This window comes from Streptomyces sp. NRRL F-2580 (genome assembly GCF_000720115.1).
Classification (GTDB): Bacteria; Actinomycetota; Actinomycetes; order Streptomycetales; family Streptomycetaceae; genus Streptomyces.
This window is the reverse complement of record NZ_JOIR01000013.1, coordinates 65,807-85,517: the sequence shown is the minus strand read 5'-3', so window position 1 is coordinate 85,517 and position 19,711 is coordinate 65,807. Positions and strand designations below refer to the sequence as shown.

The window sequence follows — 19,711 nt, the reverse complement described above, 5'->3', positions numbered from 1 at the left end:
GGCAGTAACGGACCGCACTGAATCATTTTATGGAAAGTGAGAGCCAGGCGTGAGTGAGCAGCCGCTCGTAAAGCCCGCAGCGCCATCCGGACCGGCCCGGCCCAATGTCGACGCCGGAGACGCTGGTTACAGCAAGTCGTTGAAGTCCCGGCACGTCAGCATGATCGCCATCGGCGGTGCCATCGGCACCGGCCTCTTCCTCGGTGCCGGCGGCCGCCTCGCCGAGGCCGGCCCGTCGTTGTTCGTCGCGTACGCGGTCTGCGGCGTCTTCGCCTTCCTCGTCGTCCGCGCGCTCGGCGAACTCGTCCTGTACCGGCCCTCGTCCGGCGCCTTCGTGTCGTACGCCCGGGAGTTCCTCGGCGAGAAGGGCGCCTACACCGCGGGCTGGATGTACTTCCTGAACTGGGCCACGACCGGCATCGCCGACATCACCGCGGTGGCCACCTACACCCACTACTGGGGCATGTTCTCCGACATACCCCAATGGGTGATCGCGCTGATCGCCCTGGCGGTCGTCCTCGCGGTCAACCTGATCTCTGTGCGGATCTTCGGCGAGCTGGAGTTCTGGTTCGCGATCGTCAAGGTCGGCGCCCTCGTCGTCTTCATGTGTATCGGCATCTTCCTGCTGGTGACCCAACACCCCGTCGACGGTCACAACCCCGGTCTGTCCGTGATCAACGACAACGGAGGTGTCTTCCCCAACGGTCTGCTGCCCATGCTGCTGATCACCCAGGGCGTCATCTTCGCCTACGCCGCAGTGGAGCTGGTCGGCGTCACCGCGGGTGAGACCGAGAACCCCGAGAAGATCATGCCCAAGGCGATCAACTCGATCATGTGGCGCGTGGGGCTGTTCTACGTCGGCTCGGTCATCCTGCTCTCGATGCTGCTGCCGTGGAACAAGTACGTCGCCGGCGAGAGCCCCTTCGTGACGGTGCTGTCCAACATCGGTATCCCCGCCGCGGGCGGCGTGATGAACCTTGTCGTCCTCACCGCGGCCATGTCCTCGCTCAACTCCGGCCTGTACTCGACCGGCCGCATCCTGCGCTCCATGGCGATGTCCGGCTCGGCGCCGAGGTTCACGAGTGCGATGAGCCGCAGTCAGGTTCCCTACGGTGGCATCCTGCTCACCACCGGTATCTGTGTGCTCGGCGTCGGCCTCAACTTCGTCGTGCCGGCGGAGGCGTTCGAGATCGTCCTGAACTTCGCGGCGATCGGCATCCTGGCCACGTGGGGCATGATCATGATCTGCCACGTGCTCTTCTGGCGGAAGGCGCAGCAGGGCGAGCTGACGCGTCCTGGCTACCGGCTGCCCGGCTCGCCGTGGACCGAGGTCGTGACCCTAGGCTTCCTGGCCTCCGTACTGGTGCTGATGTACGCGGACGGCGGCGCCGCGCGCACCACTGTGCTGTGTCTTCCGCTGATCGTCGCAGCCCTCATCGCCGGGTGGTTCGGCGTGCGCGGCCGGGTGGCCGGCATGCGCAGGGCAGCCGAGGACGCCCAAGCCAGGCCATGACCTCGACGGCGACACATCCGGAACGGCTCGCCCAGGCATCAGTAGCGTGACATCACCTGCCTGATATGGGACGTGCCGCCAACCTGCCCAGGACGCATTCAAGCGTGACCTCGTAGCGCTTTTCAATGGCCCGGGGGTCGCCTTACGATCCGACCGCGCCCCAGGGATTCCTGGCCACCGCGCACCCCTCGATACGGCACCCAGCCCTAGAACCGGCGGCGGTGATCCTTGTAATCCGCCGCCGTCAGCCCGAGTCAACCGCGAGGCGCAAGGTGACATCACACTCTGTGCGTCCGGAACAAGCTCTCCCACGAGAAAGCCAGCTGTTTCAGGCGCTGTCATGTTCGATCTTCACAGGCTCAGACTTCTCAGAGAGCTCAAGCACCGCGGCACGCTGGCCGCCGTTGCCGCTGCCTTGTCCTACAGTCCATCGACCATTTCTCAGCAGTTGTCGCTGCTGGAATCCGAGGCCGGCGTCCGGCTACTGGAACACGTCGGTCGGCGGGTACGCCTCACTCAACAGGCGGAGATCCTCGTCGCCCACACCGAGGCTGTCCTGGAGCGGCTCGAACGCGCAGAGACCGACATCGCGACATCCTTGACTGATTTGACCGGAACACTCCGCATCGCCTCCTTTCAGAGTGCGGCGCTGGCCCTGGTCCCCACCGCGCTGAACTTGTTGCATGCCGCTCACCCGCTGCTGCGTGTCCATCTCACTCAGATGGAGCGGGAAAGTGCCCTTTCTGCTCTGCTGGCGCGTGACTTCGATCTGATCATCGACGTGGAGTACCCCGGTATTCCCGGTCCCCGGCCCGCGGAGGTGGAGCAGGAGGAGTTGTGTGAGGACACCCTGCATCTGGCTCACCCGGCCATTGGGGGCGTGGCCGACCCCATGGAGGCGCTCCTCAGCCTGGCAGGAAAGCCGTGGATCATGGAGCCTGAGGGAACCATGGCTCGCCGCTGGTCGATGGCACTGTGCCGCGAAGCAGGCTTCGAACCCGACATCCGTTACGAGTCCACCGATCACTTCCTGCATCTGCGGCTAGCCGAACAGGGTCATGCGGCCGCGCTGCTTCCGGGTTTGGCATGGCACGGCCGTCCCCCGACCGTCCCCATACAGCCACTGCCACGGGCTCATCACAGACGCAGACTGCTCACTGCCGTGCGTCGCGGAGGAGGCCAGCACCCCACCATCAAAGCCGCCCGGCACGCACTGCTCCAGGCTGCTGAGCAGCTGGTGCTGTGACCGCATGAGCCGCGGGGGCTCTGCCCTCGTCAGACCAGACGTCTGAGCACGTCTTCGACCGCGTCGATGAGCGGATCGCCTTCAGTGCCTGCCCGCCTCGGTCGCCGTATGAGACCCAGTTCGACGTCAGGAAGTTCTGGCAGGCCGCCGTATGCGGCGGTGCCGGGTTCCACGCAGGCGGGCAGTAGAGCCGCAGCGCCGAGGCCGGCCCGGACGGCGGCTTGCACGGCGGCCAGGCTGGTGCTGTCGAAAACAACACGCCATTTGCGTCCGTTGGCTTCCAGCGCGTCCAGTACCGGCGTGCGCCAGCGGCACGGCGGGGAGAACAGCACGAGAGGGAGGGGGGCAGTGCAGCGGCGAGGTCCTCGATCAGTCCCACACCGCAATGACCCGTCACCGTTCGCCTGGTTGCGGTGAGCGCCTGGGCAGACAGGGCCAGGATCCGCTCGGCATAGGGCAGCAATGCCTCGCCGGCCTTGGTCGGGCTCACTCCGGTGGCCGTGCGGTGCAGCAGTGGCTGTCCGACGGAGCGTTCGAGCTTCCGCAGCCGCTGGCTCAGGGCCGGCTGGCTGTACCCGAGCGCGGCTGCGGCGCGACTGATGCTGCCGGAGCGGGCGCAGCTGACGAACATCCGCAGCAACGACGTCTTTGGATCGCGGTCGGAGGCCATAACCGCACGTTGTACGGCCCCTTGTTCATTGGGTAGTTCCATCTGAAGGAGCGAATCATTAGCGTCAGTCCCATGCGCTACTTCCACGTCGACGTGTTCAGCCCTCGGCCCTTCAGCGGCAACAGCCTCACCGTCTTCCCCGATGCCGCCCAGCTCAGCAGCGGCCAGATGGCGGCCATCACGCGGGAAATGCGCCACTTCGAATCGATCTTCCTGACAGGTGAGGACACGGGAGACGGAGCCTGGCGGGCCCGCGTCTTCGACCTCGTCGAGGAACTCGACTTCGCCGGCCACCCTGTCATCGGAGCCGCCTGTGTCCTGCACGCGCTGCACGGCAGTGGCGACAGTGAGACGTGGACGATGAAATTGAAAGCCCGCACGGTGGAGATCACCACACATCTTCGTGGTCCAGGGCGGTACGCGAGCGTGCTGGATCAGGGCGCTCCCTCCTTCCTCGGCCAGCCGGACCGCAAGGACCTGGCGTCTTGGTTTTCGCTGAACGAAGAAGACCTGGATGCGGATCTCCCGCCCGAGGTGGTCTCCACCGGCCTGCGCTACCTGGTGCTGCCGGTACGCAGCGGCGCACTTGAACGGGCCCGGATCGCTTTCGATCTCGACACGCCGCTTTCCAGTCTCGGCGCACAGTTCGCCTATCTCCTCGATGCCGACACCTTGGAGTCACGGCACTGGAACAACGACGGCATCGTCGAGGACGTGGCGACCGGAAGCGGAGCAGGATGTGCCGCCGCCTATCTGCGCCGCCACGGCCGCATCCGCGACGGGGAAAAGGTGGTCCTGAGACAGGGCCGGTTCACTGGCCGTCCCAGCCAGATGACGATCAGCGCGCAGGGCCCAAGCGGGGACGTCCGCTCGGTACAGGTCGGCGGCGAAGTCTCGTTCGTCGCGACTGGACGTTTGGAGGAGCTGCCGACGTGAGCAGGGTGCTGGAATACTCCGGGCCCGAACCGGTGGCGTCCGCTCTCACCGACTGGCGGGGACAATGCCGTGGACAAAGCGTTGCTGATGTCGCGGAACAATGTCACCCGTTACCCCGCGGAAGGATATTTACATGATAACGGTTGGGAGACGGCGGTCGTGATCCATGGCGGACGGCATAAGATGCGCGCGTGTCTATTATCTCCCGTCGGCCAAAGCCGCGTTTGCTCCCCGAGCTCGATGACCAGGAACTGGGAAAGGCTTTGAGGCTGCTCGTTCGGCTGCCGACACCGAACATGATCGATATTCAAGTGGGCGCCATCGCAGCGGTTGTAAAGGCTGCCGACGCACAAAGAGACTGGGACAGGAAAGCGCATCGTCTGGCGATTCTGGGGCCCGTCGTAGCCGGCGGTCAGTTGTCCGAACAGTGGCTGAGGCGCCAGCCGAACGACGGAGAGGCGCTCCTTTTCAAGGCTTGGGTGGATGTCGTCCGAGGCCGGCTCAACGGTTCGATATCGGATGCGGCGGCGATCGTGAGGTCGTGTAGCCGGGTGGCGGCGGATAATCCCGAGGACCCCACGCCGTGGGTTCTGTTGGTAGCTTTGTATCGTCTGCTTCGGCGACCTCTTCCGGAAATTGTCGGCGTGTGGAACGAGGTGGTCGAACGAGACCCCTGGAACCGCTACGCGTACGTGGAAATGCTTGATTATCTCTCGCCCGATGAATGCGGTTCGCACCTCCAGTGGATGGAATTCATCGAGATGGTTCGGGCTCGTACGCCTCCCGATGCGCCCACCGCGGGCCTCGAGCTGACAGCGGTGGTGCGGCGTTACGTGAAGCTGCTCCAGGGCGGTGGCGTGCAGGCCTTGTTCTCCCACTCCGCATGGGCGCAGCCATGGGAGGCCGCAGCGCTGGAGCAGGCATTCCGGCTCTGTCTCAGCCCCGGGTTCCTGCAGCGGGCCTCCGCCCTCGCCGACCTGAACACACTTGCCTACGCGCTGGTGGAGGCGGAGCGCTTTTCCGAAGCGACAGCCGTCTTCCAAGCTCTCGGAGGCGTGGTGACGTCGTGGCCGTGGTCGACATCAGGAGACGCTGTGCAGCGCTACACCAAAGCAGCCGAACGTGCCAGACGGCGCCAGGCGGCCTGAGCGCCGCAGGTTCGGACCCTCAGGCCGGGAAATCGCGTGCCCGTACGTGAGAACACTGGCACGATGCACGGGAGTCGCATCTCGTCCCGGATAAGAAGACCGATGCTCAAATACCTAGCCGCCGAAGCCGATGCGATCTCCCTCAGGACGGGACCGCGCGGGGGTCGGCTTCGTAGATTGGATTCATTCGCTCGTGAACACCGCACTTCCTGCCGAATATGAAATATCCACGGACCCGGCGCGCCTCGATCCTGCGCTGATCCACCAGTGGCTGTCACAGGACTCCTACTGGGCCGTTGGTCGATCCAGGGAAAAGCAGGACCTGGCGATCTCCTGTTCCCTCAACTTCGGCGTCTACGACAGCGCCTCAGGTGCCCAGGTTGGCTATGCCCGTGTTGTCACTGATGCGGCCACCTTCGCTTGGTTGTGCGACGTCTACATCGCACGCGGCGCACGTGGAAAGGGCCTGGGAACCGCTCTGGCCACTGCGGTCCGGGACCATCTTTATCCTTACGGCCTGCGTCGAATCCTGCTGGCCACGGCGGACGCGCACGCGGTCTACGCCAAGGTGGGCTTCGCATCACTGGAGAAACCGGAGAAGTGGATGACACTCGGGGAGCAGTGAGCCCCCAAGCACCTCGGCCAAACGGGCCTCCAGCCGCAACCCGGGGAACGCGAGACCGGACCAACACAGGCGGTACGGGCCGCCGCAATGCGGTGCGCGGGGGGAAGCCGCGCCCATCAGCCGCGTCAAAAGCCTTGCGGGCCAATTCACCGGGATCCAGAACACCGGTCCGCCGACTCGTCCCAACATGCTGCGACGCTCTTCGGCGTGTGGTCCTATGAGATCGGCCGGGATCAGGGAGGGACATGCATGCCGGAAGACCAGTCGGGCCTGTATCAGGCAGGTGAAACGGTGCTGTTGGTCAAGGTGCCCGAAGCCGAGCCGCTCGTGGGCGGATGGCGCCAGCGGTTCGACTCCTCGGCCGGAGCCAGGCTTCCGGCGCACGTGACGCTTCTCTATCCATTTCTGGACCACGGCCGCATCGATGCCGACGTGCTCGGCGCGCTCGAATCACTCGTGGGTGCCCACTGCGCCTTCGACGTTCGGTTCGAGGGCTTCGGGCGGTTCCCCGACGTGCTCTTCCTGATGCCGACACCGGAAGGTCCGCTGCGGGCTCTTACTCAAGCCGTCTGCGAACGATGGCCGGAGGTCCCGCCCTATGGGGGCCGGTTCGCCGAGGTCATCCCGCACCTGACGGTGGCCCATGGTCAGGAGCCGAGCGTATTCGACGAGGCCGAGGCCGCCCTCACCGGCCGTTTGCCGGTCACCGCCCACGTTTCGGCGGTTCAGCTCTTGGTTTGCGACGGCGAGTCCTGGCATGAACAGGCGGCCTTTCCCCTGCGCGGCCGAGGTAAATCTTGTCGATGAGCTCGTCGCGGCTGGTGAGGCTGCCGTACCGAATGTCGCAATCCGCCCCCCTTGCCGAGGTCGATCAGTTCCCCGTCAGCAGGCGAGGAAGGTCGGCCCTCAGGCGGTGGTGCGCGCGGCCTCGGAGTAGGTGTTGAAGAGGTTCCCCGTGAGCTTGTGCTGGGTCAGCTGGACGGAGACGGCCTGTTCGTCCGCCCAACTACCTGGGTTGGCGGCGAGAGCGTGGGCGAATTTGGTGACGGCTTCTCGCAGCAGCTCGAACTTGGCAGGGGTGACCACCCGCATGCCCAGGGGCGGCGTGCCCTGGGCATCGCAGGTACGGCTGGGGTGCAGCATGACGGGTAGCACCTTCACCTCCCCGTTGATTTTGTTGAACCAGCTGACGCTGCCCCCGAGCTGATTCAGATCCCGGAGCAAGGCCGACCAGGATCCGGCGGAGTGGCTGCCGCCGTCCGCGGAGGCGTTGTGCCGGTCAGTCGTCGTGCCGGGCGAAGTCGCCCGACACGGCGAGCTGTTCGCGCCGCGTCCGGGCGGTGGCCGCGTAGCGGTCGTCCCGGGCGTCCCGGCCGCCGCGGGCGTGGTTGTACTGCCCGGCGAAGATCCACTCGCCGGCCGGGACCGTACGCCCCTGCTTGAGCACCCAGGTGTGCACGAGGTAGCCGTCCTTCTCGGCGATCGTCAGTGTGAAGTCGGCCTCGGGCAGTGACCGCCACGCACCGGTGGAGGTGACCCTGCCGGTCTGGGCGATCCGCAACTCGACGGACAGCGCGGTCAGTTCCTCGCGGGTCTTGAGGGTGACGTTGCTCTGTGCCCAGAAGTCGTTGCCGTGCGGGTCCACGGAGCCGTCCGACCACAGCGGCCCGTCCTGCTCACCGGCGGCGGGCGCGCCGGCCTCGGGCGTACGCCGCGGGGAGACGCTCGGCTCGCGGGACTCGCGGGACTCGCGGGACTCGCGGGACTCGCGGGACTCGCGGGAGGTGCTCGGGGTGGGGTCCACCAGCGAGGGCACCCGCCGCGTCGCGTCCGTCGACGGGGTGGGCGTGGAGGTGGAGGTGGGGGCTTGCGTCGGCGGGACCGCGACCGTCTGCTGCGGCGGCTCGTCGTTCACCACGGAGGCCACGCCGTAGCCGCCGGCGGCGAGGATCCCCGCGACCGCCGCGGCGACGCCCGCCGCGCGCACCCAGCCCAACCGGGGAGGGCGGGCCGCACGGGAGCGGGGCAGGTCCACCTGCGCCATGCCGCGTTCGAGCTGTGCCAGGATCCGCGCGCGGTCGGGCCGGTGCGCCCCGGCCGCCTCGTGCAGCCGGGCGCGCAGCTCGCCGTCCACGTCCCGCCGCATGGTCATCGGTCCCATCCTCCGGCATTCCCGGTACGCGCCATCGCCGCGTGCACCTTACGCGGAGCGTCCTGTGTACCGAGCAGCCGCTGCAGCTCGGCCATCCCCTTCGACGTCTGGCTCTTCACCGTACCGACCGACACGCCGAGGGCCATCGCCGTGTCCTTCTCGGACAGGTCGAACGCATGGCGCAGCACGACACACGCTCGCTTCCGGAATGGCAGCCTGCGCAGCGCCCCTTGTACATCGACCATCCCGGCCACGTCCGGATTCTCTGTCTTCTCCTCCCGCTGCGCCCAGAACAGCGCCACACGCCGCCGCTCGCGCACCGCGCTGCGTATCCGCATCCGGGCCAGATTGGCGACCACGCCCCGCGCGTACGCCACCGGCTGCTCGCTCGCCCGCATCCGGTCCCAGCGGTGCCACAGCGCGAGCAGCGCATCCGCGGCCAGGTCGTCGGCGGCATCTGCCTCGCCGGTCAACAGGTGCGCGAGGCGGGCCAATTCGGCGTGGTGCCGCTCGAAGAAGGCGTGGAACTCCACTGAGGCGGCGTCATCGACGACTGTGGCCACGGGCGATGTCTCCTCGCAGCGACCTCGGGGCCCCCGGAACGGGGTGCCTGTGCGTGTCATGTCTGCGACATGTGAATGTCCGGACGAGAGCCGCAAGAGTAGCAGTGAGCAAGCGCTTGGTCAGCAACGCCTGCTACCTGACGGCACTCCCGGTCTCGATCGGCGGGCAGAGGTCCCAGCACGGACGGGCAGGGGGCGCCCGCAGCCGTCAAGACGATCGGCCGAATCGATGCGCGATCGGACCGGGACGCGGACGGCGTCTTGGACGTGCATACAGGGACAGAGGTAGCCCCCTTCGGTAGCTGACCTCCACCTGCTTCATCGGGTCTCGGGGTGGCGGGATGTGTACCCACGACCTCTTCGTCCCGAATGAGGTTCGGTTGCTGACCTGGCCTGCAAAAAAAGATCCCCCGCACGCGGCAACCTTTCACGGGTCGGCGGCCACTGACAGGGCGTAACCCCGTTCCTCCCCCGTAAAGGAAGCCTCGTGGCTGCTCGCTCTCACCGCCGGTCCCTCCGCTCCCGTCGTGCCGCCGTCATTTGCGTGGCTGTCGTGGCCGCATGCGTCGGCTCTGGTGTTGTCGTGATGAACGCCAACGCCGGGACCGTCGACCTGTACCACCAGACGCTCACCGCGAAGGACGGCTGGGCGTCCTCCGGCACGGGGACCACCGGTGGCACGAAGGCCGACGCCGCCCACACCTTCACCGTCTCCACCCGTGCCCAGCTCGTGAAGGCCCTGGGCTCGGTCTCCGACACCACGCCCCGCGTCATCAAGATCAACGGCATGATCGACGCCAACACCGATGACAGCGGAAAGAAGCTGACCTGCGCCGACTACGCCCTCGGTACCGGCTACTCACTGTCGGCCTACCTCAAGGCCTACGACCCGGCCACCTACGGCCGCTCCAAGCTGCCCTCCGGCACGCAGGAGACGGCACGCGCCGCCGCTCAGGCCAAGCAGGGCACGAACATTGTCTTCAAGGTCCCCGCCAACACGACAATTATGGGCGTCTCTGGCACGAACGCGGGCCTCACCGGGGCCATGCTGCAGATTCAGAGCGTGGACAACGTCATCGTCCGCAACCTGACCTTCGCCGCCACTGAGGACTGCTTCCCGCAGTGGGACCCGACCGACGGCGACGACGGCAACTGGAACTCCAACTACGACTCGGTGTCCCTGCGCGGCGCGACCCACGTGTGGGCGGACCACAACACGTTCACCGACGCGCCGCACTTCGACAGCGCCAACCCGAAGTACTTCGGCCGCGAGTACCAGATCCACGACGGCGCCCTCGACATCACCAAGGGATCCGACCTGGTGACCGTCTCGCGCAACCAGTTCACCAACCACGACAAGACGATGCTGATCGGCAGCAGCGACACCGACAGCGTCGGCAAGCTGCGCGTCTCCATCCACCACAACGTGTGGAAGGGCATCATGCAGCGCGCCCCGCTGGCCCGCATCGGCCAGATCCACATCTACAACAACTACTACGACGTCACACCCCTCAACGGCTACACACCGCAGTACAGCATCAACTCCCGCGCCAAGGCTCAGGTCGTCGCGGAGAACAACTACTGGAAGCTGCCGTCCGGCGCGAAGGCCGCCAAGCTCCTCAGCGGTGACGGCACCGGCTCGGTCAAGGGCTCCGGCAACCTCGTCAACGGCACGGTGACCGACCTCGTCGCCGCCTACAACGCCGCCTCGTCCAAGGACCTGAAGACCACGGTCAACTGGACCCCGACCCTCACGACGGGCCTGGAGGCCTCGGCGAGCAACCTTCCGGCGTCGCTGGCGACGACGACGGGGGCGGGCGTGCTCAAGTAGCACCCGACACGCGAGGGCCGGGAGACCACGAGCCCCCGGCCCTCGCGTACCGCGCCGCGCGGTCCGCCGCGCCACGGACTGTGAGGGGCCCCGAGATGCTGCCCGAAGCTGCGGGAGTCGACTCACGCAGCACAAAAGTCTGACATCCCCTCCGTACCCGCCCGGCCAGGGACGGAAGACTCCCCTGCGCAGGGTCACCGTGTGCGATGGGTTGGGGGGGCTGGGTCTCGCTGCGGACCGGACGGTGGATGTTGTCGGCCCGTAGTGTCCAGGGTGACATTGAAGAGGACTACCTCGCCCGGGCGCAGACGGCCATCCATTCCATGGATGGCCGAGGCTTCCGCCCGGACGTCCGGTCCGGCGCCCTCCTGGCTGATGAGATCAATGCCCCGGTCAGGGTCGAACCACTTCACGACAACCGCAGGGCGACACGCTTCCCCCTCTCCGTTCTCGTCGGATCCGGAAGTCGCCGCTGTCCGCCCGCCTCACCGATGGGGAGGGCCTTGAGCAGGGGCGTGAAGCAGCGGAGTCCGGCGTGACGGCAGCCGGCGGGCGCCTATGGCGAACAACGCGCTGCAGCGGCGCACTCTCGCCGACAACGCCGCTTTGCCCGGTCGTCCTATGGGGCGCGAGCCTGGCGTGCCGGGCCTGGCCGATGCTCTCGCCCTCTCCCAGCCGTCACCGATCAGACGCGACCGGGCATTCTGGATCCTGGAGATGACCATGCCCGACACCGGCATGCGTCGGGCGGCGGAGTGGAGCAGGCTCTCCGACCCCGCGAGCCCCTTGCCACCGGAACGCGGGCACCGTGACCTGACCCCCGGAGCGCGCTTTGACCTCGCCCTTCTGAAGCCCCCGATCGGCCAGGCCGCGTCGGCGTTCGCTAGGACGCGGGCTGAGGCCGTGCTCGCCCGGCACGAGCGGAACCGTGCACCTCCCGCCCGCGTACGCGCAACGCCTCTTCCACGCCCAGCAACAAGGTGCCTCAGACGCGGGACTGCGCGCGATCGTCGCCGAAGGCCTCCAGGACATCTACTTCAAGGACGGCGAACCCCCGCCGACCACCTCGAAGTCGAACTCACCGACATCGACTACATCGACGTCTCGTACTGACGGATGGGTCGGCCCGGTGGTATCGCCCCGACGAGACGGGGTTCGTGGGCATGGCCGAGCTGCTTCGCGGCCCGCGGCGCCTGTGAGCCTGACCCCGTGTGCGGTCCGCCTCTCGACACCGGCCGCGAAGGTCGTCGCCGAACTCCCCGAGCACGCGGAAGAGACGGTCTGGGACCTGCTCGACGCTGCCGCGGCCGACCCGTGGGGCTTCCGCCAGTGGGACCCCGACGACCCCGAAGGCCAAGACCCCGGATCGCGTCCGCCGGCCGCCTGTCCGTCATCTACGTCGCCAACCGTCCGCTTCGGCACCTGTCCGTCCTGGACGTCGTCTGGCTCGGCGACTGATCGTGCCTCGGGCTGCTGCCGTCGGATCCGTTGCCCGGGGGCGGCGGTCTGAGCGCCGGCGCCGGGGGTTCGCCGGACGGCCCCTGGGGTCCCGGCCGGGGAGGAGGCCGGGGGAGTACGAGGTGTCCGGGTGCCGTACGGATCCGGGCGGCAGCCCGTCGTACGTGCGGGCCTGCCCCATGACGCCGGGGGGAAGGGGCGTCACGGGGGCGGGGCCCGCTCCGGAAGCCCACCCCCAAGGCAAGGCCTCCGACACCAACGCGTTTGACCCGGCGCATGCTCCCCAAACTCCCTTTTTCTCAGCATTTCTGAGAAGGCGTCACATCATGGTGCTCTCGGGCGACGTGCGGGGCCCCTTCATTACTGGTCAGCGTGCGGAAGCGAGCTCCGCTCCGGATGCCGTGCCAGCGGGGACATCGCACGCTGGTGCGTATGGCGCGTCAGACGGAGATCGTGATTCATCCCGTGTCGTCGCAGTGTGGGCACAAGGTCACCGTGCACGCCCTCGGTGTGGGCACGGACCTCGGCCGGGCCTTCACGCCCGGGGTGTCGGAGTTCCTGCGCCGGGTCGGCCTGGAGGATGTGGACCTGTCCGAGGAGGGGCCGATCCGGTGGGAGGGCGGCGGCCCCGACGTGTGGACCGGCGACATCTGACCAGCCGGACACCGGGCACGTGATGCTCCTGGGCGGGGCGGTCCCGCGGAGGCCAGCGCCCGGAGGAGGGGGAGCGGCGCCGCGACGAGCACGACGACCTGCGCGAGGACTTCTGACACAAGCAGCACCCCACGCACGCCTCGGGCATCGCCTCGCCGGTCACGTCCCGCCGTGGCCTGGCCGCCCGCCTGCGCTACCTCGACAGCCCAGCCGGCCGCGAGGCGCTGGCCGAACAGGGCATCAGCACCCGCTCCCTGCGCTCCTGGACGCGCGGCAAGTCCACCCCCTCCGCCCGGCCGGGGTGACTACGGGCGCCGGGCCGGGCGAGTGCACGAGGCCGGAGCCGCTCCCGAGCAGCCGATGCCGTTGACAATCACCGGCGGAGCCCCAGCAGGCGCAATTGCGGTTTTCCGTGTTTCGGCCAGGGCGCGGCGGAAGGTCCGGCCGGCCCGGCCAAGGACCAGCCCGCTATCTCGAGTCGCCACGCTGATGCAGAACAACGCCGATCACGCGGCACCCTTCGTGGTCAGTCCGTCCGGGAGTGTGGGTCGGCGCCCCGTCGACGACGACCTCGTACGGCGGCTGGTCGCCGGGCATTTCCCGCAGTGGGCGGGGCTGCCGGTGGAGCGGTTCCCGTCGGGCAGCACGGTCAACGCCATGTACCGGCTGGGCGAGGACATGGCCGTACGGCTGCCGTTGACGGAGGGCGGAGCCGAGGACGTGTCCACGGAACGGGAGTGGCTGCCGCGCCTCGCACCCGCGCTGCCCACGACCGTCCCCGAGGTGCTCGGGGCCGGGGAGCCCGCCGAAGGGTATCCGTGGGGGTGGGCGGTGTGCCGGTGGCTGACGGGGGAGAACCCGGAGGCGGGCGCGCTGGGCGAACCGGTGCCGCTGGCCCGGGACCTGGCCGGGTTCGTGGCGGCGATGCGCGGCATCACCCTGCCGGGGGCGCCGCGCGCCCACCGCGGCGGGCCGGTGGCTTCGCTCGACGCGTCCACCCGGGCGGCGATCGAGGAACTGCGCGGGATCCCGCAGGAGGGCGTCGACTGCGATGCGGCGGCCGCCGTGTGGGAGGACGCGCTGCGGGCCCCGGAGGGGGGACGGGCCGCCGGTGTGGCTGCACGCCGACCTGATGCCGGGCAATCTGCTCGTGGACGGTGGCAGGCTGGCCGCGGTGATCGACTTCGGGTGCATGGGGACGGGGGACCCGGCGCGCGATCTGTTCCCGGCGTGGAACCTGCCGCCGGCCGGAGCGCGGGAGGTCTTCCGCGAAGAGCTCGGCGTGGACGACGCGACCTGGAGACGGGGCCGCGGGCGGACCCTCTCGCAGGCGCTGATCGCGCTGCCGTACTAGCGGAGGACGAACCGGACGATGGCGCTCAACGCCCGGCACGTGATCCGCGAAGTGCTGGCGGAGGGGCCGGGGGTGGGCTGACGTGGGCCAGGGCGAACCGGTCGGGTCGGTCAGTCCCAGATCATGGGAATACCTCGATTCTGAAATCCGGAATACGGAGTCTCGGGATTCGGAGCGTTTCTCTTCCGGCGGCTCGCCCCGTTTCCCGTGAACAGCCTTCCGCCCGGCACGGACCGGTGGAAGGGGCGAAGGGTGGGAGCAAGTACCCCCGAGAGCTTGGTGTCACCGCTCGGAACCGGCCAATTGCCCCGCCCACCCGGCAATGTGCCGAGACCCGCCTGTGGATCCGGCCCCGGCTGATGCATCCTGGTGGCCGTCCGGACCGTAGGCGCCCTGACGGGGGGTAGGCATGGTCTCGATCGTTCGCGCCCCGGAGCCCGCCGCCGGAGGTGCCGAGAGCATCAGGTCGCGCCCTGGAGCGGCCCTGCGGGGTCAGATCATCGCGTACCACGGCTACCGGCTGCCGGAAGGCAGGCCCCGGTCCCGGCTCGAAGTCCCCGACGGCGTGGTGACGGTGGTCATCGCCCTCGCGGGCGGTCTCAGCCTCACCGCCGGTGGACCGCCACAGGGCGCCTCGTCCTTCCTCTCAGGGCTGCGCACCACCGCGACGCGCGGCGAGCACGCCGGAGGTCTGCACGGCATCGAGGTGACCTTCTCCCCGCTCGGCGCCTACCGGACCTTCGGGATACCCATGAGGTACTTCACGGAGGCCTTCGTCGACTTGTCCGACCTGCTCGGCCGGACCGCCGCCCTCCTCGTAGAGCAGCTCCGGCAGGCCGATTCCTGGGCCGACAGGTTCGCCCTCCTCGACGCCGTGTTCCTCTCCTGCCGGGACAAGGGCGGCACGGTCTCGCCCGAAGTCGGCGAGGCCCTGCGGCGGTTGCACGCGGACAGCCGGCCGGAGGCCCTCAGCAGGATCTCCAGCGAGGTCGGCTGGAGCCCCCGCCATCTGCGCGCCTGCTTCGGGCAGCAGGTGGGGCTGGCGCCGAAGGCCGTCGCCAGGGTGGCCCGGCTCCAGCGGGCGCTGCGCCTCCAGTCGCTCGGCCTGGACGGGGCCAAGGTGGCGGCCTTCGGCGGCTTCCACGACCAGGCCCACTGCATCCGCGAGTTCAAGGCGATGACCGGCCTCACCCCGTCACGGTTCGCGGCCCACCGGGGCGGACTGCCGCCCGGCTCGGCGCTGGACCGGGTGGCGGGCCGGGTGACCAGCCTGCTGCTGCCGGACGACGCCTGAACCCCGATTCCTACGACGTTGCCGACGTGGGGAAGGAGCTCCGCGATGCTGGCCGAGCTCTCCCTTCTGCGCAGGTCGGCGGGCCGGCCCGGAGGATGGCGGGCGATCCACCCCGAACTGGGGCTCCAGACTGGGGCTCCAGCTCCTGTTCCGCCGTCGGCAGGACGAACTCGAACAGCGCCGACGGGAACTGGACGAGACCCACGTCGCGGTCACCCGCATGCTCGCCGACTTCGCCGAGCCCGCGAGCGGGGGCGGGGGCACGGGCGAAGCCGGGGGCGACGAGACGGACAGCGAGCGCCTCATCGGCATGGACGCCATCCAGAGCCGACTGGAGCAGATCGCCGACAAGGCCACCACCTCGGTCTGTACGTGCATGCCGGGCAGCGGCCACTCCCCGGCGTCCATCGAGGCGGCCCGGCACAACGACGCCCAGACCCTGCTCCGCGGGGTGGAGCCCAGAACGGTCTGCCTGGGAGCGTCCGCAACAGCGCGCCGACGCTCGAGTACGCCCGCTGGCTGACGGCGTCCGGGGGCGAGGTGCGCACGGTTCCCACCCTGCCCCTGCGGATGATCCTCATCGACGGTGCCAGTGCGCTGGTCCCGCTGGACCCGTCGGACACCCGCCGCGGGGCCGTCCTCCTCCATGCGGCCGGGGCGGTGACCGCGCTGTCGACGCCCTTCGAGCAGGTGTGGGCGGTCGCGCTGCCACTCGGCGCGCGGCAGGCCAGGGACGAGGACACCGGGCTCACCGCCCAGGAACGCGAACTGCTCACCCTGCTGGCCAGCGGGCTCACCGACGAGACGGCCGCCGGGCGGCTGGGGGTGTCCCAGCGAGTTCCCCCAGGCGCCCACCGCCCCGGCCGCGCCCGTGCGATGCTGGGTGCATGACCTTGGAGGACCTGGTACGCCTGCGTCGCGCGCGGGACACGATGGACCGCGACTACGCGCAGCCGCTGGACGTCCCCGCCCTGGCCAATGTCGCGCTCATGTCGCCCGGGCACTTCTCCCGCAGCTTCCGCGCCGCCTTCGGGGAGACCCCGTACAGCTACCTCATGACCCGCCGCGTCGAGCGGGCGAAGGCGCTGCTGAGGCGGGGTGACCTCAGCGTCACGGAGGTCTGCTTCGAGGTCGGGTGCACCTCGCTCGGGTCGTTCAGCTCGCGCTTCACGGAGCTGGTCGGCGAGAGCCCGAGCGCGTACCGGGCCCGCCGCCACGAGGCTGGTGCGGCGATCCCGGCGTGCATCGCGAAAATTCATACGCGACCGATCAGGAACGGAGAAGCGGAATCGGCCGCCGCCTCGTAGCGTCGGAGGCATGACCATCAAGCTCTCACAGTGCTTCATCGCAGTCGACGACCACGACAAGGCGCTCGCGTTCTACCGCGACGTCCTCGGCATGGAGGTGCGCAACGACGTCGGGTTCGAGGGGATGCGCTGGGTGACCGTGGGCTCACCCGAGCAGCCCGACGTGGAGATCGTCCTCGAACCGCCCCTCGCCAACCCCAACGCCTCCCCGACGGACAAGCAGCAGATGGCAGAGCTGCTGGCCAAGGGCATGCTGCGGGGCGTGATCTTCTCCACCGACGACGTCGACGCCACCTTCGAGCGCATCCAGGCAGCGGGCGGGGAGGTGCTGCAGGAGCCGATCGACCAGCCGTACGGGGTCCGCGACTGCGCCTTCCGCGACCCGGCCGGCAACATGCTCCGCTTCAACCAGCCCAAGCGGTAGAGACAGTCCGCAGCACAGTCCGCAACAGCGAAACCGACGGGGACCGCACACACGCGGTCCCCGCCCGAACGACGGAGACACGATGAGCAAGGCCACGGGGACGGGGACGGGGGCGCGGTCGTCCGCGCCGCACGGTGCCGACAGCCACGACGTGATCCGCGTGCACGGCGCGCGCGAGAACAACCTCAAGGACGTCAGCATCGAGATCCCGAAGCGCCGGCTGACGGTGTTCACCGGGGTCTCCGGCTCGGGCAAGAGCTCGCTCGTGTTCAACACCATCGCCGCGGAGTCGCAGCGGCTGATCAACGAGACGTACAGCAGCTTCGTCCAGGGCTTCATGCCCACGCTCGCCCGCCCCGAGGTCGACGTCCTCGACGGGCTGACGACCGTGATCACCGTCGACCAGCAGCGGATGGGCGCCGACCCCCGGTCCACGGTCGGCACCGCCACCGATGCCAACGCGATGCTGCGGATCCTCTTCAGCCGGCTCGGGAAGCCGCACATCGGCCCGCCCAGCGCGTACTCCTTCAACACCGCCACGGTCCGGGCGAGCGGGGGCATCACCGTCGAACGCGGCGCCGCCAAGACCAAGACGGTGAAGGCGACCTACAACCGCACCGGCGGCATGTGCACGCACTGTGAGGGCCGCGGCAAGGTCTCCGACATCGACCTCACCCAGCTCTACGACGACTCCAAGTCCATCGCCGAGGGCGCGTTCACCATCCCCGGCTGGAAGTCGGACAACGTGTGGACCGTGGGGATCTACGCCGAATCGGGCTTCCTCGACCCGAACAAGCCGATCCGCCGGTACACCAAGAAGGAGATGCAGGACTTCCTCTACCGCGAGCCGACCAAGGTGAAGGTCAACGGCGTCAACCTCACCTACGAGGGGCTGATCCCGAAGATCCAGAAGTCGTTCCTGTCCAAGGACAAGGAAGCGATGCAGCCCCACATCCGGGCGTTCGTCGAGCGGGCCGTCACCTTCACCACCTGCCCCGAGTGCGACGGCACCCGGCTCAGCGAAGGGGCCCGGTCCTCGAAGCTCAAGCGGATCAGCATCGCCGACGCCTGCGCGATGGAGATCAGGGACCTCGCCGAGTGGGTCCGCGCCCTCAAGGAACCCTCGGTGGCGCCGCTGCTCGCCGCCCTGCAGCAGACCCTCGACTCCTTCGTCGAGATCGGCCTCGGCTACCTCGCCCTCGACCGGCCCGCGGGCACCCTGTCGGGCGGCGAGGCGCAGCGCGTGAAGATGATCCGCCACCTCGGCTCCGCGCTCACCGACGTCACCTACGTCTTCGACGAGCCCACCATCGGCCTGCACCCCCACGACATCCAGCGGATGAACGACCTGCTGCTGCGGCTGCGGGACAAGGGCAACACGGTGCTCGTCGTGGAGCACAAGCCCGAGGCGATCGCCATCGCCGACCACGTCGTCGACCTCGGCCCGGGCGCCGGCACGGCGGGCGGCACCGTCTGCTTCGAGGGCACCGTCGAGGGCCTGCGGGCCGGTGACACGATCACCGGCCGCCACCTCGACGACCGCGCCACGCTCAAGGAGACGGTGCGCGAGCCCTCCGGCACGCTGGAGATCCGCGGCGCGACGGCGAACAACCTGCGGGACGTCGACGTCGACATCCCGCTCGGGACGCTGGTCGTCATCACGGGTGTCGCCGGCTCCGGCAAGAGCTCCCTCGTCCACGGCTCGATCCCGGCGCGCGAGCAGGTGGTGTCGGTCGACCAGACGCCGATCCGCGGTTCCAGGCGCAGCAACCCGGCGACCTACACCGGACTGCTCGACCCGATCCGCAAGGCCTTCGCGAAGGTCAACGGGGTGAAGCCGGCCCTGTTCAGCGCCAACTCCGAGGGCGCCTGCCCCACGTGCAACGGCGCCGGGGTCATCTACACCGACCTGGCGATGATGGCGGGCGTCGCCACCCCCTGCGAGGACTGCGAGGGCAAGCGGTTCCAGGCGGAGGTGCTCGAATACCGGCTCGGCGGCCGCGACATCAGCGAGGTCCTCGCGATGTCCGTCAGCGAGGCCGAGGAGTTCTTCGGCGCCGGCGAGGCGCACACGCCGGCCGCGCACAAGATCCTCGACCGGCTCGCCGACGTGGGCCTCGGGTACCTCACCCTCGGCCAGCCGCTCACCACGCTGTCCGGCGGCGAGCGGCAGCGGCTCAAGCTGGCCACCCACATGTCGGAGAAGGGCGGCGTCTACGTCCTCGACGAGCCGACCACCGGCCTCCACCTCGCCGACGTCGAGCACCTGCTCGGCCTGCTCGACCGGCTCGTGGACTCCGGCAAGTCGGTGATCGTGATCGAGCACCACCAGGCGGTCATGGCGCACGCCGACTGGATCATCGACCTCGGCCCCGGAGCCGGCCACGACGGCGGCAAGATCGTCTTCGAGGGCACTCCCGCCGACCTGGTGGCCAAGCGCTCCACCCTCACCGGCGAGCACCTCGCGGCGTACGTCGGCGCCTGACCCGGCCGCACGCCGACCACGGCGCCGCACGCGAGCCGCCACGGGGACCGC

At 68.9% G+C, this 19,711-nt stretch carries 18 protein-coding genes and 2 pseudogenes; 15 read left to right on the top strand and 5 right to left on the bottom strand.

Annotated elements, in window-relative coordinates; translation table 11 throughout:
* The first annotated feature begins 49 nt into the window (after window positions 1-49).
* Complete coding sequence (locus IF88_RS0116565) at window positions 50-1,513, top strand: amino acid permease (protein ID WP_030712004.1); 1,464 nt, start codon at window positions 50-52, stop codon at window positions 1,511-1,513.
* Window positions 1,514-1,853: 340 nt separating this feature from the next.
* Complete coding sequence (locus tag IF88_RS0116560) at window positions 1,854-2,759, top strand: LysR substrate-binding domain-containing protein (protein WP_030712002.1); 906 nt, start codon at window positions 1,854-1,856, stop codon at window positions 2,757-2,759.
* A gap of 29 nt (window positions 2,760-2,788) precedes the next feature.
* Here the strand turns inward: IF88_RS0116560 and IF88_RS47800 are convergent, their stop codons facing one another.
* Window positions 2,789-3,091 (bottom strand): LysR substrate-binding domain-containing protein, encoded by a 303-nt coding sequence (locus IF88_RS47800; protein WP_324617197.1) that lies wholly within the window; start codon window positions 3,089-3,091, stop codon window positions 2,789-2,791.
* Window positions 3,092-3,285: 194 nt separating this feature from the next.
* Window positions 3,286-3,390 (bottom strand): annotated as a pseudogene (locus tag IF88_RS49595) (helix-turn-helix domain-containing protein); the annotation flags it as partial.
* 111 nt (window positions 3,391-3,501) lie between these two features.
* Between IF88_RS49595 and IF88_RS0116555 the strand changes: the two are divergent.
* From IF88_RS0116555 to IF88_RS0116540, 4 genes are all read left to right on the top strand, one after another.
* Window positions 3,502-4,365 (top strand): PhzF family phenazine biosynthesis protein, encoded by an 864-nt coding sequence (locus IF88_RS0116555; RefSeq protein ID WP_030711999.1) that lies wholly within the window; start codon window positions 3,502-3,504, stop codon window positions 4,363-4,365.
* Between the two features lie 191 nt (window positions 4,366-4,556).
* Window positions 4,557-5,513 (top strand): hypothetical protein, encoded by a 957-nt coding sequence (locus tag IF88_RS46525; protein WP_030711996.1) that lies wholly within the window; start codon window positions 4,557-4,559, stop codon window positions 5,511-5,513.
* 193 nt (window positions 5,514-5,706) lie between these two features.
* The gene (locus tag IF88_RS0116545) at window positions 5,707-6,138 is read left to right on the top strand and encodes a GNAT family N-acetyltransferase (RefSeq protein ID WP_030711993.1); all 432 of its coding nucleotides are present in this window, start codon (window positions 5,707-5,709) and stop codon (window positions 6,136-6,138) included.
* 249 nt (window positions 6,139-6,387) lie between these two features.
* Window positions 6,388-6,945, top strand: coding sequence for a 2'-5' RNA ligase family protein (locus tag IF88_RS0116540; RefSeq protein ID WP_030711990.1), 558 nt, complete (start codon window positions 6,388-6,390; stop codon window positions 6,943-6,945).
* Window positions 6,946-7,044: 99 nt separating this feature from the next.
* On the opposite strand, the gene IF88_RS0116535 is transcribed toward IF88_RS0116540, so the two are convergent.
* The 3 genes from IF88_RS0116535 to IF88_RS0116525 form a co-directional block, all read right to left on the bottom strand.
* The gene (locus IF88_RS0116535) at window positions 7,045-7,281 is read right to left on the bottom strand and encodes a hypothetical protein (protein WP_158754409.1); all 237 of its coding nucleotides are present in this window, start codon (window positions 7,279-7,281) and stop codon (window positions 7,045-7,047) included.
* A gap of 136 nt (window positions 7,282-7,417) precedes the next feature.
* Complete coding sequence (locus tag IF88_RS0116530; protein WP_030711983.1) at window positions 7,418-8,290, bottom strand: hypothetical protein; 873 nt, start codon at window positions 8,288-8,290, stop codon at window positions 7,418-7,420.
* Window positions 8,287-8,853 carry a SigE family RNA polymerase sigma factor gene (locus IF88_RS0116525; protein ID WP_030711980.1) on the bottom strand — a complete coding sequence of 189 codons (567 nt, stop codon included), beginning with the start codon at window positions 8,851-8,853 and terminating at the stop codon, window positions 8,287-8,289. Before IF88_RS0116525 ends, IF88_RS0116530 begins: the two co-directional genes overlap by 4 nt.
* A gap of 487 nt (window positions 8,854-9,340) precedes the next feature.
* On the opposite strand from IF88_RS0116525, the gene IF88_RS0116520 reads away from it, so the two are divergent.
* The 9 genes and pseudogenes from IF88_RS0116520 (at window position 9,341) to IF88_RS0116485 (ending at window position 19,660) form a co-directional block, all read left to right on the top strand.
* A complete protein-coding gene (locus tag IF88_RS0116520; protein WP_030711977.1) occupies window positions 9,341-10,684 on the top strand; it encodes a pectate lyase family protein in 1,344 nt (447 codons plus the stop codon).
* A gap of 1,890 nt (window positions 10,685-12,574) precedes the next feature.
* Window positions 12,575-12,796: a hypothetical protein gene (locus IF88_RS0116515; RefSeq protein WP_030711975.1), complete on the top strand. Its 222-nt coding sequence runs from the start codon at window positions 12,575-12,577 to the stop codon at window positions 12,794-12,796.
* Window positions 12,797-13,156: 360 nt separating this feature from the next.
* Window positions 13,157-14,150: pseudogene (locus tag IF88_RS40385) on the top strand (phosphotransferase).
* Between the two features lie 409 nt (window positions 14,151-14,559).
* Complete coding sequence (locus IF88_RS0116505; protein ID WP_030711972.1) at window positions 14,560-15,444, top strand: AraC family transcriptional regulator; 885 nt, start codon at window positions 14,560-14,562, stop codon at window positions 15,442-15,444.
* A 220-nt stretch (window positions 15,445-15,664) separates the two neighbouring features.
* Window positions 15,665-15,967: a hypothetical protein gene (locus IF88_RS42090; protein WP_051837013.1), complete on the top strand. Its 303-nt coding sequence runs from the start codon at window positions 15,665-15,667 to the stop codon at window positions 15,965-15,967.
* 17 nt (window positions 15,968-15,984) lie between these two features.
* Complete coding sequence (locus IF88_RS40380) at window positions 15,985-16,335, top strand: hypothetical protein (RefSeq protein ID WP_051837011.1); 351 nt, start codon at window positions 15,985-15,987, stop codon at window positions 16,333-16,335.
* The gene (locus tag IF88_RS0116495) at window positions 16,332-16,751 is read left to right on the top strand and encodes a helix-turn-helix domain-containing protein (RefSeq protein WP_030711969.1); all 420 of its coding nucleotides are present in this window, start codon (window positions 16,332-16,334) and stop codon (window positions 16,749-16,751) included. The genes IF88_RS40380 and IF88_RS0116495 overlap by 4 nt, the downstream gene beginning before the upstream one ends.
* 10 nt (window positions 16,752-16,761) lie before the next feature.
* Window positions 16,762-17,175, top strand: coding sequence for a VOC family protein (locus IF88_RS0116490; RefSeq protein ID WP_030711955.1), 414 nt, complete (start codon window positions 16,762-16,764; stop codon window positions 17,173-17,175).
* An 82-nt stretch (window positions 17,176-17,257) separates the two neighbouring features.
* Window positions 17,258-19,660, top strand: coding sequence for an ATP-binding cassette domain-containing protein (locus IF88_RS0116485; RefSeq protein WP_030711952.1), 2,403 nt, complete (start codon window positions 17,258-17,260; stop codon window positions 19,658-19,660).
* Window positions 19,661-19,711 lie beyond the last annotated feature (51 nt).